This is a genomic window from Streptomyces sp. NBC_00483, from assembly GCF_036013745.1.
Taxonomy (GTDB): domain Bacteria; phylum Actinomycetota; class Actinomycetes; order Streptomycetales; family Streptomycetaceae; genus Streptomyces.
In genome coordinates, this window is the sequence record NZ_CP107880.1 from 375,669 (window position 1) to 388,939 (window position 13,271).

The 13,271-nt window shown below is 70.9% G+C and carries 10 protein-coding genes; all 10 read right to left on the bottom strand.

Annotation, left to right across the window (positions count from 1 at the left end):
* Window positions 1-4: 4 nt before the first annotated feature.
* Genes OHA73_RS01840 through OHA73_RS01885 form a run of 10 tightly spaced genes read right to left on the bottom strand, consistent with a single transcriptional unit; the run spans window position 5 to window position 13,265 of the window.
* Entirely contained in the window at window positions 5-1,294 is a 1,290-nt protein-coding gene (locus tag OHA73_RS01840; protein ID WP_327653924.1) for a DUF4910 domain-containing protein, read from the bottom strand.
* Window positions 1,291-2,316 carry an NAD-dependent epimerase/dehydratase family protein gene (locus OHA73_RS01845; protein ID WP_267072440.1) on the bottom strand — a complete coding sequence of 342 codons (1,026 nt, stop codon included), beginning with the start codon at window positions 2,314-2,316 and terminating at the stop codon, window positions 1,291-1,293. The genes OHA73_RS01840 and OHA73_RS01845 overlap by 4 nt, the downstream gene beginning before the upstream one ends.
* Window positions 2,317-2,319: 3 nt before the next feature.
* On the bottom strand, window positions 2,320-2,997 hold the full coding sequence (locus tag OHA73_RS01850; protein ID WP_267072439.1) for a PIG-L deacetylase family protein: 678 nt from the start codon (window positions 2,995-2,997) through the stop codon (window positions 2,320-2,322).
* The gene (locus OHA73_RS01855; RefSeq protein WP_266718030.1) at window positions 2,994-3,788 is read right to left on the bottom strand and encodes a glucose-1-phosphate cytidylyltransferase; all 795 of its coding nucleotides are present in this window, start codon (window positions 3,786-3,788) and stop codon (window positions 2,994-2,996) included. Before OHA73_RS01855 ends, OHA73_RS01850 begins: the two co-directional genes overlap by 4 nt.
* The gene (locus tag OHA73_RS01860) at window positions 3,785-5,035 is read right to left on the bottom strand and encodes a class I SAM-dependent methyltransferase (RefSeq protein WP_267072438.1); all 1,251 of its coding nucleotides are present in this window, start codon (window positions 5,033-5,035) and stop codon (window positions 3,785-3,787) included. The genes OHA73_RS01855 and OHA73_RS01860 overlap by 4 nt, the downstream gene beginning before the upstream one ends.
* Window positions 5,036-5,071: 36 nt before the next feature.
* The gene (locus OHA73_RS01865) at window positions 5,072-6,256 is read right to left on the bottom strand and encodes a glycosyltransferase (protein WP_327653925.1); all 1,185 of its coding nucleotides are present in this window, start codon (window positions 6,254-6,256) and stop codon (window positions 5,072-5,074) included.
* A gap of 2 nt (window positions 6,257-6,258) precedes the next feature.
* Window positions 6,259-7,587: an O-antigen ligase family protein gene (locus OHA73_RS01870; protein ID WP_327658382.1), complete on the bottom strand. Its 1,329-nt coding sequence runs from the start codon at window positions 7,585-7,587 to the stop codon at window positions 6,259-6,261.
* Between the two features lies 1 nt (window position 7,588).
* A complete protein-coding gene (locus OHA73_RS01875) occupies window positions 7,589-9,130 on the bottom strand; it encodes a right-handed parallel beta-helix repeat-containing protein (protein WP_327653926.1) in 1,542 nt (513 codons plus the stop codon).
* The gene (locus tag OHA73_RS01880; RefSeq protein WP_266718021.1) at window positions 9,127-11,082 is read right to left on the bottom strand and encodes an alginate lyase family protein; all 1,956 of its coding nucleotides are present in this window, start codon (window positions 11,080-11,082) and stop codon (window positions 9,127-9,129) included. The genes OHA73_RS01875 and OHA73_RS01880 overlap by 4 nt, the downstream gene beginning before the upstream one ends.
* Window positions 11,079-13,265: a bi-domain-containing oxidoreductase gene (locus OHA73_RS01885; protein WP_327653927.1), complete on the bottom strand. Its 2,187-nt coding sequence runs from the start codon at window positions 13,263-13,265 to the stop codon at window positions 11,079-11,081. Before OHA73_RS01885 ends, OHA73_RS01880 begins: the two co-directional genes overlap by 4 nt.
* Window positions 13,266-13,271 lie beyond the last annotated feature (6 nt).

Here is a 13,271-nt window from a genome sequence, read left to right on the forward strand (position 1 = left end):
GGAGTCATGCCTTGACCAGTCCGGCAGCGCCCAGGGCACCGGCCGCGGCGGCGACGGTGTCGAACGGCAGCCCGGACCGCTCGGCGACGTCGAGCAGGCTGTGCTCACCGTCGGAGAGGTTGAGCACCCAGAGCATGGCCAGCTGCGCCTGCTGGGTGTCGCTGCGCCCGCCGAGCGCTCCGTACAGCCCGCGGCGGCCCAACTGCGGTTCGCCGTACGGGCTGAGGTTGAGGTAGCTCCGGTTGCGGTCCAGGAGGTGGAACGCCTCGCGGCAGACGTCGAGCGTGTCCGCCATCGCCTTCGGGGAGACGAAGTCCAGGTTGTCCGCCGAGGTGTGGTACTCGGGGTATCCGGCGTACGGGGTCCTGGTGAGCGAGCCCACGCCGAGGTTGAACCCGGGCGAGCAGTACTGCCTCTCGTCGTAGCCGTACGGCGTGAACTCGGTGACCCGGTGGGGTCGTTCGGAGTCGGCGAGCACGTGCCGCATCACGCGGTCGATCTCCGAGTCGCCGCGCCTGCTCTGCTTGTACGTGAGCCCGCCCCGGTCCCCCGCACAGGCGAGCACGAGCCCGTGCTTGACCCGGTCCACCCGCTCCTTGTTGCGGGCGAGCCAGGTGATCGCGCCGATGGTGCCGGGCGCGAAGATGAACCGGTAGGTGTAGTACGGAGTCTGCTCCGCCAGCGCGCGGGCCAGGAACGTCGCCACCGCGATGCCGGCCAGGTTGTCGTTGGCCAGCGACGGGTGGCAGACGTGACAGGAGACGATCACCTCGTCGGTGACCTGCCCGGGGACCACGTGCTCGGCGTAGGTGAGATGGCCGTCCTCCAGCGTGGAGTCGACGCACACCTCGTAGTCGCCGTCGGGCATCGCGTCCAGGGTGTCCTGCGCCAGGCAGAAACCCCATTCCGGCTTGTAGTAACTGGTGCGGTACGGCACCCAGTTGGGGTGGTCCGGCAGGGTGTGCAGGTGCTCGCGCAGCTCCGCCAGCGGCAGGGTCTGCGACACCGGAACGCTGTAGCCGAGTACGTGCAGGCTGGACGCGGCGAAGTCGACGACCCGGTGCCCGGAGCTGTCGGCGATGTACGCGTCGCGGATGTTCCACTCCTGCGGCACCGTCCAGTCGAGCACCTGGGTTCCGGTCGGCACCTCGTGCACCTGGAGCGGGATGTACTCGCCGACGATGTCCAGGGTGGCGCGCACGCCGTCACCCGTGATGCTCCGGCAGAGCGGGTAGAGCCGCTCCACCAGCTCGTACATCTCGGCGCCGGCCGGACCGGCGTCGGCCGCGGTCATCCGCGCCACCGCAGGGTGTCGTCCACGGCGCCGGACTCGGACGCGGCACGCAGCACGGCCAGGCGGGTGAAGCGGCGGTCGAAGTCGTCCTTGGTGAGCCCGAAGTTCCGGTAGGCGTCGCAGAGTTCGAGTGCGCCCCGCTTCACGTTCCACTCGCAGTCGAAGCCGGGTATCGCGGCGCGGAAGCGGGCGAAGTCGACCCGGTAGGAGCGCGGGTCGGCGCCGTTCTCCCCGGTGATGCGCACCTTCGACCCGGACACCGCCTCGGCGACCTGCTCGGCGATCTCGGCGACGGTGACGTTGTTGGTCTCGCTGCCGATGTTGAACGCCCGGTCGTGCACCGCCTCGCGGGGCGCGTCCAGCACGGCGGTGAAGGCGCGGGCGATGTCGGCGGCGTGCACCAGCGGGCGCCACGGGGTGCCGTCGGAGAGCACCAACACCTCGCCGGACAGCAGGGCGTGGCCGACCAGGTTGTTCAGCACGATGTCGGCGCGCAGCCGGGGCGAGAAGCCGAAGGCGGTGGCGTTGCGCATGAAGACCGGGGTGAAGTCGTCGTCGGCCAGCGCGTGCAGGTCGTCCTCCACCCGCACCTTGGACTCCGCGTACGGGGTCACGGGGCGCAACGGGGCGTCCTCGCCGACGAGTTCGTCGCCGCCCGCGGCTCCGTACACCGAGCACGTCGACGCGTAGAGGAAGCGCTTGACTCCGGCCTCGCGGGCGAGGCGGGCCAGGTGGACGGAGGCGTGGTGGTTGATGTCGTAGGTGAGCTCGGGTGCCAGCGAGCCCAGCGGGTCGTTCGAGAGCGCGGCCAGGTGGATCACGGCGTCCACCCCGGCCACGTGTTCGGCGGTGACGTCCCGCAGGTCCACCCGGTGGCCCGACGGGTCGTCGGGTGCCGGGCCGAGGACGCAGTCGGCGAACAGGCCGGAGTCGAGGCCGACGACGTCGTGTCCGGCGTCCTTGAGGACCGGGGCCATGACGGTGCCCAAGTAGCCCTGGTGTCCGGTCAGTAGTACGCGCAAGGTTCAATCCCCCAGAGTGAGAGCGCCCGGTGTGGGGGCGCCCAGGTCGAGCGTGAGCTTGGTGACGGCGAACGCCTCGGCGTAGCGCTCGTGGCATTCGATGCCGCGGATCCGGGCGAGGCCGAGGAAGGCCTCGCGGTCGTACCAGGGCCGGTGCCGCTGCGAGGCATAGTGCTCCTGCAGCAGCCGCACCTTCTGTTCGGCGATCTCCGGTGTGAGCGGCTGGTACGCGGTCATCCGGCCGAGATCGCCGTCCCACTTGACGATCTCGTAGCCGAGCACGAGATGGTCGCGGAACGCGGTGGGTATCAGCTGCGCGAGGCCCCGGTGGTCCTGGTGCGCGTCGTCGGTGCGCGGGGCCAGGACGAGGTCCGGGTCGGTCCCCAGGCGCAGTTCCTCGACCGCGGCCTTGGCCTCTTCCCAGTGGGCGGGAAGTCGGCCGTCCGGCAGCTTGTGCACGGTCAGGCGCAGATCGGCACCCGGGCAGAAGGCGGCGAGCGCGGCCTGCTCCTCCTGCTCGCGCTCGCTGCCGCCGCCGGAGAGCACCAGCGCGTCGACGCGGATGCCGGGCCGTGCGCGGCACAGCGCGAGGAGTGTGCCGCCGGCTCCGATGGCGATGTCGTCGCAGTGCGCGCCCACCGCGACGATCCGGTCCAGGGGCCCGCCCCCGAATCCGATCACGCGCTCACCCCCATGGCGTCGCGTTCCCAGATGGCCCACGGGCGCTCGCCCCGCGCGTAGCCGTCGTCGAGCGCGGCCCGCTCCTTCACGGTGTCGGTCGGCTTCCAGAAGCCGCGGTGCTGGTGCGCCACGAGGCGGCCCTGCTTGGCGAGTTGGGCGCAGCCGTCGGCGACCAGGTCCCCGTTCTCCGGTATGTGGTCGAAGACCTCCTGGCGGAGCACGAAGTAGCCGCCGTTCTCCCACAGCGGCATGTCGCTGACCGCGGTGATGCCGCCGACCAGGCCGTCCTCGCCCAGGTCCACGCAGTGGAACGAGGACTGCGGCGGCACCACCATCATCGACGCGCCCGCGTCGCGTACGGCGAAGTTCTCGATCATCTCGGGCAGCGGGGCGTCGGTGAGCACGTCGGCGTAGTTGGCGAGGAACATGTCGTCGCCGTCCAGGTGGTGGCGCACCCGGCGAAGCCGCTCACCGATCGGTGACTCGATACCGGTCTGCGCGAACGTGATCGTCCAGTCGGCGATGTCGTTCGACAGCAGCTCCGTGTGCCCCTTGCGCAGCACGAAGTCGTTGGACGTCGTCTCCTCGTAGTTGAGGAAGTAGTTCTTGATGTGGTGCGCCCCGTAGCCGAGGCACAGGATGAACTCCTTGTGCCCGTAGTGCGCGTAGTAGCGCATGACGTGCCAGATCAGCGGGCGAGGGCCGACCATCGCCATCGGCTTGGGCACGTCGTCGGCGGCGCCGCTGCGCATCCGCATCCCGTAGCCGCCGCAGAACAGAACGACCTTCATACGGCTACCTCTTTCGTGGGCTCCTCGACAACGCTCAGTTCCGGGACGGGAAAGACGAGCCGGCCGCCCCAGTCGTGCACGTAGGACAGCTGCTCGACCAGCTCGGCCCGCAGGTTCCACGGGAGGACGAGGACGTAGTCCGGCTTGTCGACGACGATCTGCTCGGGCGACAGGATCGGGATGCGGGTGCCCGGCGTGAACCTGCCGTGCTTGTAGGGGTTGCGGTCGACCGTGTACGCGAGCAGGTCGGGGCGGATGCCGCAGTGATTGAGCAGCGTGTTGCCCTTGCCCGGCGCGCCGTAGCCGACGACGGTCTTGCCCTGCTCGGCCGCCTCGATGAGGAACTTGAGGAGGTCGCGGCGCACCTTGGCCACCCGGGCGGAGAACTCGGTGTATCCGGACAGCTCCTGGAGTCCGGCGGCCTTCTCGCGGGCCAGCACGTCGATCACCCGCTGACTCCGTGCGCCCGCCACCTCGGCCGGCCGGGCCCACAGCCGGATGGAGCCGCCGTGGGTGGGCAGCAACTCGACGTCCACGAGGGCGAGTCCGCCGCTCGCGAGCGCCCGGATCGCGGAGGCGACCGTGTAGTACTGGAAGTGCTCGTGGTAGATCGTGTCGTACTGGTTCTCCTCGATCAGGGTCAGCAGGTGCTGCACCTCGATGGAGACCCAGCCGTCATCCGCGACCAGGGCGCGCAGGCCCTGCGTGAACCCGACGACGTCGGGGATGTGCGCGTACACGTTGTTGGCCACGACCAGGTTCGCCGGGCCGTGTTCGGCGCGGACGGCCGAGCCGGTCTCCGGGCTCAGGAACTCCGTGAGCGTCGGCACACCCCCGTCGCGCGCCACGGCGCCGACGTTCACCGACGGCTCGATGCCCAGGCAGCGGATCCCCCGGTCCACCACGTGCTTCAGCAGATACCCGTCGTTGCTCGCGACCTCGACCACGAAGGCGTCGGAGTCCAGTCCCACCCGTGCCGCGGCGTCGGCGACGAAGGTGCGCGCGTGCTCCACCCAGGACGTCGAGAAGGAGGAGAAGTACGCGTACTCCTTGAACGTCTCCTCCGGCGTGATCAGCGGCGGGATCTGCGCCAGCCAGCACTCCGTGCAGACCCGCAGGTGCAGCGGGAACGTGGGCTCCGCCACGTCAAGTTGGTCCGCGGCGAGAAAGCTCTCACACGGTGGCGTGGCCCCGAGATCGACGACGCTCGCCAGCGTCTCCGAGCCGCAGAGTCGGCATCGTGTCATTTACTGCCCCCCATTGTTTCCGTCCCCCATTGACTGCTACCGACCCGCGATCGCGGTGCGGTACTCCTCTTCCAGGTGCTCCAGGCCGACGGCCGGGCTGAAGTACTTCTCGTAACGGCGCCTGGCCGCCTGGCCCATCTCCCGGCCCAGGTCCGGGTCGTCCGCGATCCGGCGGATGCAGGCCGCGAGCGAGGTGTGCTCGTCCGGCCGGTGCAGCAGCCCGGTCGCCCCCTCCTCGACGAGTTCGACGAAGGCGCCGTGACCGGCGGCGACGGCCGGGACCCCCGCCGCCATCGCCTCCACGACCACCAGGCCGAACGCCTCCAGCCACGTCGAGGGAGCCACCACGGCGACCGACCGCGCGACGACCTTCCGGCACTCCGCCGGATCCAGCAGGCCGGCGTAGTGCACGTCGTCCCGGCCCGCCGCCCAGGCGGTCACCTCTGCTTCCAGCGGCCCCGCCCCGGCGATCACGAGCGGCACACCCACCCCGCCGCTCGCCGCGACCTCGTCCCACGCGGCCATGAGCAGCCGTATGCCCTTGGCCTCCGCGAGGCGGCCGAGGTAGAGCAGATGCTCGCCTTCGCCCACTCGGTAGACACCCGGGTCCGGCACGAAGTTGTGCTTCAGCGCCAGCCGTTCGGCCGGCATGCCGGCCCTCACCAGGACGTCGCGCTGCGCATCGGAGATGCAGAAGAACCGCTGCACGCCGGACCACCACCGCCGCCGGTTGACCGACAGGCTGAGCGCGAGCGGCACCGTCGCGAGGCGGGAGCCCCGATAGCAGCCGTGCCGGACGGCAGGCAGCGGTGTCGAGCCGACACACTCGGTGCACGGCCGGCCGTCCCGCTGCAGCGTGCCCGGCGGGCAGACCTGCGTGTAGTTGTGCAGGGTGGCGACGACGGGCACCCCGGCGTCGCCGCAGGCGGCGATGACCGCGGGCGACAGCAGCGGGAACACGTTGTGGACATGGACCACGTCGGGGCGCGAGGCGCGCAACCGGGCGGTGAGCTCCTTGCGGACCGACGGATTCCACGGCACGAGGAGCGGCACCGCGGCCTTCTCGAGCAGGGGCATCGCGGCGATGTCGTCGCTGCGCCGCTCGAACACCTCGACCCGGTGGCCGGCCGAGCGCAGCAGGTCCACCTCCCAGTCGACGACCCTGTTCTCCCCGCTCGGCTGTCCCGAGGAGTAGCGGTTGTGCACCACGAGGATGTGCATGCTCAGCTCACCTCCGATCCGCGGGCCCAGCGCGGGACGCGCCGTCGGGGTACCGCGGGCGTCGAGAGTCGAGGGGCTTCGGGCAAGGACGGCTCCGTGGTCTCGGTGGGTGCCGCCAACAGCGCGGCGGCCAGGGCCAGATGCAGCAGATACGGCGAGGCGTCGCCGAGGCCCGCCTCGGTGTACGACGCGATCAGGCAGTAGCTGATGAGGAAGATCGCGCAGGCCCTCTGCAGCGACGGCGGCCGAAGCAGCGCGACGCCGCCGAGGACGAGGACGAGCACCGCGACGAGGATGACGCCCATCAGTCCCTGCTCGTGGTAGGCGGCCAGCCAGCTGTTGTCGATCGGCAGCCCGCCGAACGACTTGTCGCCCAGGCCCACTCCGAAGAACTGCTCCGACTTCGTCCGGGGCGCCGCCAGCAGGGCGTCCCAGACCTTGGCCCGACCGGTGAGGCTGGTGAAGTACTCCTGGGTCTGTCCGCGCAGGAACCACGCCTGGAGCGCGGAGGCGAAGCCCACCGCGGCCACCACGCCGCACAGCACCGCCCAGGCGAAGAACCGGCGCGCGGCGGCGCTGGTCAGGAAGAGCGAGCCGATCGCCAGCGTCAGCCCGATGACCAGGCCGAGCATGGCCGTTCGGGTGTGGGTCATCGCGAGCAGCACGAACGACGGCACGATGACCACCGCCGCACTGGCCCGGTCGGTGCGGCGGCCCACCAGGAGCAGCACGGTGAGCCCGATGATCACCGCGGAGTACTGCCCGATCTGCGGCGGCGTGAGCGGCCACAACGCGCCGACGAGACGTCCGCCGTACACGTCCGGCATCGCCGCACCCGGCGAGACGACCAGGCCGACGGCCACCGTGCCGAGCACCACGGAGTAGGTCCGGATGTGGTGCCGGACGAACGTCAGGCTTCCGTCCCACCAGCGGCTGAGCAGCCACAGCGTGGCGACGAACAGAGCGAACCGGGCGCAGCGGAACAGCGCACCGAAGCCGGACTCCAGGTGCAGGCTGGAGATCAGACTCGGCACCAGGAGCAGGGTGAGCAGGAGCACGTAGGCGCTGGCGCGGATGCGCAGCCGGAGATTGACCGCGAGTGCCAGCGCGAACGCGGCGACCAGCGCGCCCATGGTGACCATCTGGACGAGGGAGCGGGGCAGCGGGATGACGGTCTCCGCTCCGGTGGAGCCGAGCGTGTTGAGGACCAGCAGTCCCCAGGCGACGCCGACGGCTTTCGGCGTGCCGGCTCGGCGCGGGTCGGCGCCGGGCCGGGTGACCGCCTTGTCCGGCACGTCCGGCGGCGCGGCGTGCCGCAGGTTCCCGGACATCTCAACCACCGGCCCGTTGCTCGAAGGTGCTGCCCACGTCCTGCTCGGAGGACGTGCCCTGCCACCGCCTGAAGTCGAACACCCGGCTCACGTCTTCGGAGACGAATTTCCACGGTCCGACGTAGACGTTGTCGTGCCATCGGTTGTGCTGGTCGCGGGTGACCGCCCGGGCCACCTTCGAGCCCTTGTACGGCGACCAGTCGGGATAGGTGCCGTAGTTGGCGAGCACGGCCATGCGGTCGCACTTCTCCTTGCACTTCATGACGGACTTCTCCAGGACGAAGCGGTTGTCGTGGATGTCCACCCGCTGGGTCTTCCAGCGGCAGTCGGCGTAGAGCGGCGCCTTGGTGATCGCCGGCCTCGCGCAGCTCTTGGTCTTCTTCACGAGCAGCGTGCAGCCACCGGACGAGGTGTTGGCCGGGCTGTTGCAGAACCGGTCGGCGTTCTCCCACAGGGTGATCCCCGACCAGTTGTTCTCCAGCACGTTCCCGTAGATCTCGAGCTTGTCGGTGCGGGCCTTGATCCGTGGTTCGCCGCCGGACTCGGACACGTAGACGGTCGCGAACGGGAAGCTGTCGCCGCCCTTCGACTGTTCGCGACCCTCGACCCAGTTGTTCCGCCGGATGGTGTTCTTCTTGATGATCGCGTTGTAGCTGGTCTCATAGATCAGCGCGGCGCCGTCGTTGTCCTCGATCACGTTGTTCTCGAGGAGGAAGTCGTTGTTGTTGGTGTCGGCCCACAACCCGGTTCCGCGGTTGTCGTGCACCCAATTGCCGCGTATGTCAGCGCCGTTGACGGCCCAGAACTTGACGCCTCCGGTGCAGCCGCAGCCCTCCCGCCGGCTCTCCCAGTCGCCGGTGTTGTTGCCCACGATCTCGTTGCCCTCGAGCACCAGGCCGGTGATCCGGCCGGTGGGCTTGTACGCGTTCATTCCGTACTGGCCGTTGTCGCGCAGGCAGTTGTCGCGGACCCGTTGGCGGATGCCCGCCATCAGTCCGGCGCCGTCGTTCTTCTGGATCGTCGAGTGCTCGATCACCCACCCGTCGGCCGAGTCGTGGTTGACCACGCCCTGGTCCTGCGGTGCCACGAAGCGCTGCACGGTCAGGTAGCGGATGGTGACGTCGCGGGCGTTGCCGCCGAACGCGTACTGGTTCTTCTTCCCGCCGTCGAGCACCGCGCCCGGCGCGCCGAGGTAGCGGTTACCCGCCTTGGGGATGACCTGGGAGTAGCGGTCGGGGTCGAGCCTGTGCTTGCCCGGACGCAGCCAGAACGTGGTGTGCGCGGGGTTGCTCTTGGTCTTCGCCGTCAGGTCGCCGACGACCGAGGGGTCGACCGTCACCGCGCCCGCCGGCGCCTTCGCGGCCCCGGCCGGGGGCTTGGCGCACACCCGGGCCACGGTCGACGGGGCCACGGCCCCGGCGCCGGTCGGCGAGACGCTCGGCTTGTCCTCCGTGTCCGGCGTGCCGGTACAGCCGGTCGCCGCCAGCAGGGCCAGCGTCACCGGCACCGCCGGTAACGCCCAGTGCCGCCACGTCATCCTCATGTGTCCCCTCCTCCCTCGTCGCGGAACCTCAGCACGGTGGTGAACTCGCCTCTGTCCTCGGCGAATCCGGTGCCCACCAGCGCGGTGGTGGCTTCCTTGCGGCCGAATCCGGCGGAGTACCACCCCAACGGCGGGGCACTCTCGCCGCGGTGCGCCCGCCAGGACAGCTCCCCGGGCAGCTCGAGCACCGCGGAGCGCCCCTCCCCGTCCCGGATCCAGGTGAGCACGGCCCGGTTTCCCACCAGGTCCGCGGCGATCGCCGGGCCGAGGTGGAAGGCCAGGCGCACGTCACGGCGCGGGCCGCGCACCTCGTCGACCACCGTCAACTCCCGGCTATTGGCACCCAGTTCCACGCTGCGACGGTGCACGGAGGGCCGGTAGCCGTCGTGTTCGGCGGACCAGCGGGTCGCGCCCGCCTCCAGCACGCGGCTGCGCGCATGCCGGATCCACAGGAACGGCCCGCCGGAGACGGACTGGTCGGCGTCGTCGATCTGCACGGTGTTGTGGCCGAGCGTCGACCGGAAGTACCGGCGCCACTCGGGCTGCCCGTGGTAGCAGTACGTCCCCGGGTCGGCCAGCACATCGACCCCGTCGTGCCTGACCTCGACGGACAGCGCGTCGGCGTGGGCGTGCGCGGCGATGGACAGGAAACCGTGCGGGCCCGCGTCGCAGCGGCACCAGACCTCCCCCGCGGGCCCTTCGCCGCGCAGGACGGTGAGCCCCGCGTCGGCGAAGTGCGCCGGACGGACCGCCGGTCGGCGCACGGACCACGCGGAGGGCTTGATGAGCGCGGCGAGCAGCGGGGTACGCACGTCGGACCCGGTCACCGCGGGCCACCAGTCGAGCCGGCCGAACACGGCCTCGCCGGTGGCCAGGAGCGAGGCCCAGCGGTCGGTGCCCGCGCCGTCCACGATCAGACCGTGTCCGTCGTCGGCGTCGCCCTGGCGCGGGGGCCGCAACCGGCTGTCCACGACGGCGGCGAGCGCGTCGGTCATCCGCAGCAGCACGAGGCGTACGGTCGCGGGGACCGGCACGTTCGCGGCGTCGGCCTCGGCCAGCGCGGCCAGACCCAACTCCAGTACGAGCCCGTGGTATTCGGTGGCCAGCTCGCGGTTGAGGCCGGAGAGGAACGTGTTGCTGCGCAGGTGCCGCTCAAGGGATCGCAGCGCACCGGTCCGCCAACTCGCGGACGTGGGGAACCAGTCGAACGCGCAGGACGCGGCGAACTGTCCGGCGGCCTCGGCGATGACGTGATTGTTCGCCGAGGAGCCCCGGCTGGGGAAGGCGGCGAGCCAGCGCTGGTGGTGCCAGATCTGGTTCAGCGCCATCGGGTTGTCCTCGAACAGACCGGCGGCGCCCTGCCATCCGTCGAGCAGCCGGCGGATCCACACCCACGAAAGGAGTCGGATGCCCAGCTCGATCCCGCTGACCCAATGCACGCCGCGCAGCGGCGGGTTGGCCGCCCACCACGACCGCAGGTGGCCGGCCACGCGCTCGGCGTACCGCTCGTCCCCGGTCATCGCATAGGCGGCGGCGAGCACGGTGAGGTACTGGTGCCGGGACGGCTCCCAGATCTGCTTGATGTCCCCCACCGCGTCCTCGTTGCGGTACGGCACGTCGAAGGCGTAGCCCCACGGGGCACGGCGCCCGGTCTTCGGGTCGTACCACCAGTCCGGGTCGACGAGGTCGTCGCGGACCACGCCGAAGTACTCGATGTGCCCGGCCATCAGCCGGTCGGCCTCGGCGATCAGGCGCTTCGCGGCGTCCGGCGGCACGGCGGCGGTCGCCCCGGTGGGCAGCACCGCGGTGAACCGGGCGCCGGTCACGCTCGGACACTCCGGCCGCGCCGACCGCCACCGCCGCCTGCGCACGGCGTCGGCCGCCCGGCCCGCGACCTCCTGCGGCCCCATCCGGGAAAGACGCCGCAGGTACCAGCCCGCACTCATGGTCATCGCGGCCCCGCCAATGTCACCGGCGCACCACTGGCCAGGCCGGTCCCCACGGCGAGGGTGGCCGCGGTGGTGGCGACGAGCGACTCCAGCGGCACCGGCATCGGCCCGCCGGACCGAACGGCCCTGACGAACGCGGCCAGTTCGGCGTTCTGCCCCTTGTCCCGCGCCTTGGGGAGCCGCGAACTGACCCACCGCTTGCGGCCGTAGACCGAGGCGCGGACGAAGTCGTCGAGCCGCAGCGCCCGCCCGTCGGCGACGAGGTCGAGCGTCTCCTTCGGGAAGGCCGCCGGGCCGGTGGTGACGTAGCTGATGGTGGCGGTGGACCCGTCCGGGTAGCGCAGGACGACCTGAAGGTCCTCGTTGCCGGACGGGGCGACCGTGTAGACGGAGACCGGGTCGGCTTCGAGCAGCCAGCTCGCCGTATCGATGAAGTGCCCGCCCTCACCGGCGAACCGGGAGCCCTGGGTGCCCTGTTGGAGGTACCAGCTGCCGTGGTCGAGGCGGCCCGCGTTGACCAGGTAGCGGAGGTTCGCCGGTCCCGTCCTGGCGCCGAACCGCTCCTTGGCCTCCCGCAGCAGGGGTGCGAACCGGCGGTTGAAGCCGACCTGCAGCCGGTCGTTGCCGGACTCCTCCACAGCGGCCAGCACGTCGGCCAGTTCGCCCTCGGTGAGGGCCAGGGGCTTCTCCACGAACACGGCCTTGCCGGCGAGGAGCGCCTTGCGGGTCAGTTCGGCGTGCGAGCTGTGCCGGGTGACCACGAACACCGCGTCGACGGACTTGTCGCCGAGCACGGCGTCGAGGTCGGTGGTCGCCTCGCCGAAGCCGAACTTCCGCTGCGCGTTGGCCGCGGAGAGCGCCGTCGTGGTGACGACCGTGGACAACTCGACGCCTTCGCGCTGCACGAGGTGCGGCAGCAGCATCGACGTCGCGTAGTTCCCGGCGCCGACGAAGGCGAGGCGCACCGGTGTGTTGGCGGGCCTCGCAGGCGCGGTCCTCTTGGTGGACACGGACACCGCGGGCACGGTCACGGCCGGGGCCTCCGCCTCGGCCTCCACCGTCTGCTCGGGGTACTTGAACAGCACGGCGACGGCCTTGAGTTCGCCGTCCTTCAGGCTCTGGTACGTCTCGACGGCGTCGTCGAAGTCGGCGACGTGGGAGACCAGGGGCTCCACGTCGACGCGGCCGAGAGCCAGGAGGTCGAGGAAGCACGCCAGGTTGCGGCGCTCGGTCCAGCGCACGTAGCCGATCGGGTAGTCGCGCCCCTCCAGCTCGTACGACGGGTCGTAGCGACCGGGGCCGTAGGAGCGGGAGAAGCGGACGTCGAGCTCCTTCTCGTAGTACGCGTTCCACGGCAGGTCGAGGCGGCACTTGCCGATGTCGACGACCCGGCCGCGGTCCCGGCAGAGCCGGGCGGCCAGCTCGACGGGCTGGTTGCTGCCGCCGCCGGCGGCCAGGTACACCTGGTCCACACCGTGCCCGCCGGTGAGTTCGGCGACGGCCGTCTCCACGGCCGGTGACTCCGGATCGCCGCAGGCCGCGGCGCCCACGCGCTCGGCGAGCTCGCAGCGCACCGGGTCGGGGTCGGCGCCGACGACGCGGACTCCGGAGGCGGCGAGGAGCTGCACCACCAGCTGCCCGATCAGGCCGAGGCCGATGACGAGCGCCACCTCGCCGAGTTGCGGCTCGCCCTGGCGGACGCCCTGCAATGCGATCGACCCGACGGTGCCGAAGGCGGCGTGCCGCGGCGCGAGGCCGTCCGGCACCCGTGCGTACAGGTTCTTCGGCACCCAGTTCAGCTCGGCGTGCAGCGCGTGCTCGTTGCCGGCGCAGGCCACGACGTCGCCGACCGCCACGTCGTCGATGCCGGCGCCGACCTGTTCGACCACACCGCACAGCGAGTAGCCGAGCGGCGTGTAGGAGTCCAGCTTGCCCATCACCTTGCGGTAGGTGGCGGGCAGGCCGTTGCTGGCCACGCTCTGCATGACCTTGGCGACCTGGTCCGGGCGGGAGCGGGCCTTGCCCACCATCGACATGCCGGCCTCGGACACCTTCATCAGCTCGGTGCCCGTGGAGATCAGCGAGTAGGAGGTGCGGACCAGTACACCTCCTGGCTTGCACCCCGGTACCGGCACGTCCAGTACCGCCAACTCGCCGCTCTTGTAGTTCTGTACAACCTGCTTCACCCGAAC

Coding starts and splice junctions, on each gene's coding strand:
- OHA73_RS01840 (WP_327653924.1), bottom strand. CDS start 1,294: ATGACCGCGGCCGACGCCGGTCCGGCCGGCGCCGAGATGTACGAGCTG.
- OHA73_RS01855 (WP_266718030.1), bottom strand. CDS start 3,788: ATGAAGGTCGTTCTGTTCTGCGGCGGCTACGGGATGCGGATGCGCAGC.
- OHA73_RS01860 (WP_267072438.1), bottom strand. CDS start 5,035: ATGACACGATGCCGACTCTGCGGCTCGGAGACGCTGGCGAGCGTCGTC.
- OHA73_RS01865 (WP_327653925.1), bottom strand. CDS start 6,256: ATGCACATCCTCGTGGTGCACAACCGCTACTCCTCGGGACAGCCGAGC.
- OHA73_RS01870 (WP_327658382.1), bottom strand. CDS start 7,587: ATGTCCGGGAACCTGCGGCACGCCGCGCCGCCGGACGTGCCGGACAAG.
- OHA73_RS01875 (WP_327653926.1), bottom strand. CDS start 9,130: ATGAGGATGACGTGGCGGCACTGGGCGTTACCGGCGGTGCCGGTGACG.
- OHA73_RS01880 (WP_266718021.1), bottom strand. CDS start 11,082: ATGACCATGAGTGCGGGCTGGTACCTGCGGCGTCTTTCCCGGATGGGG.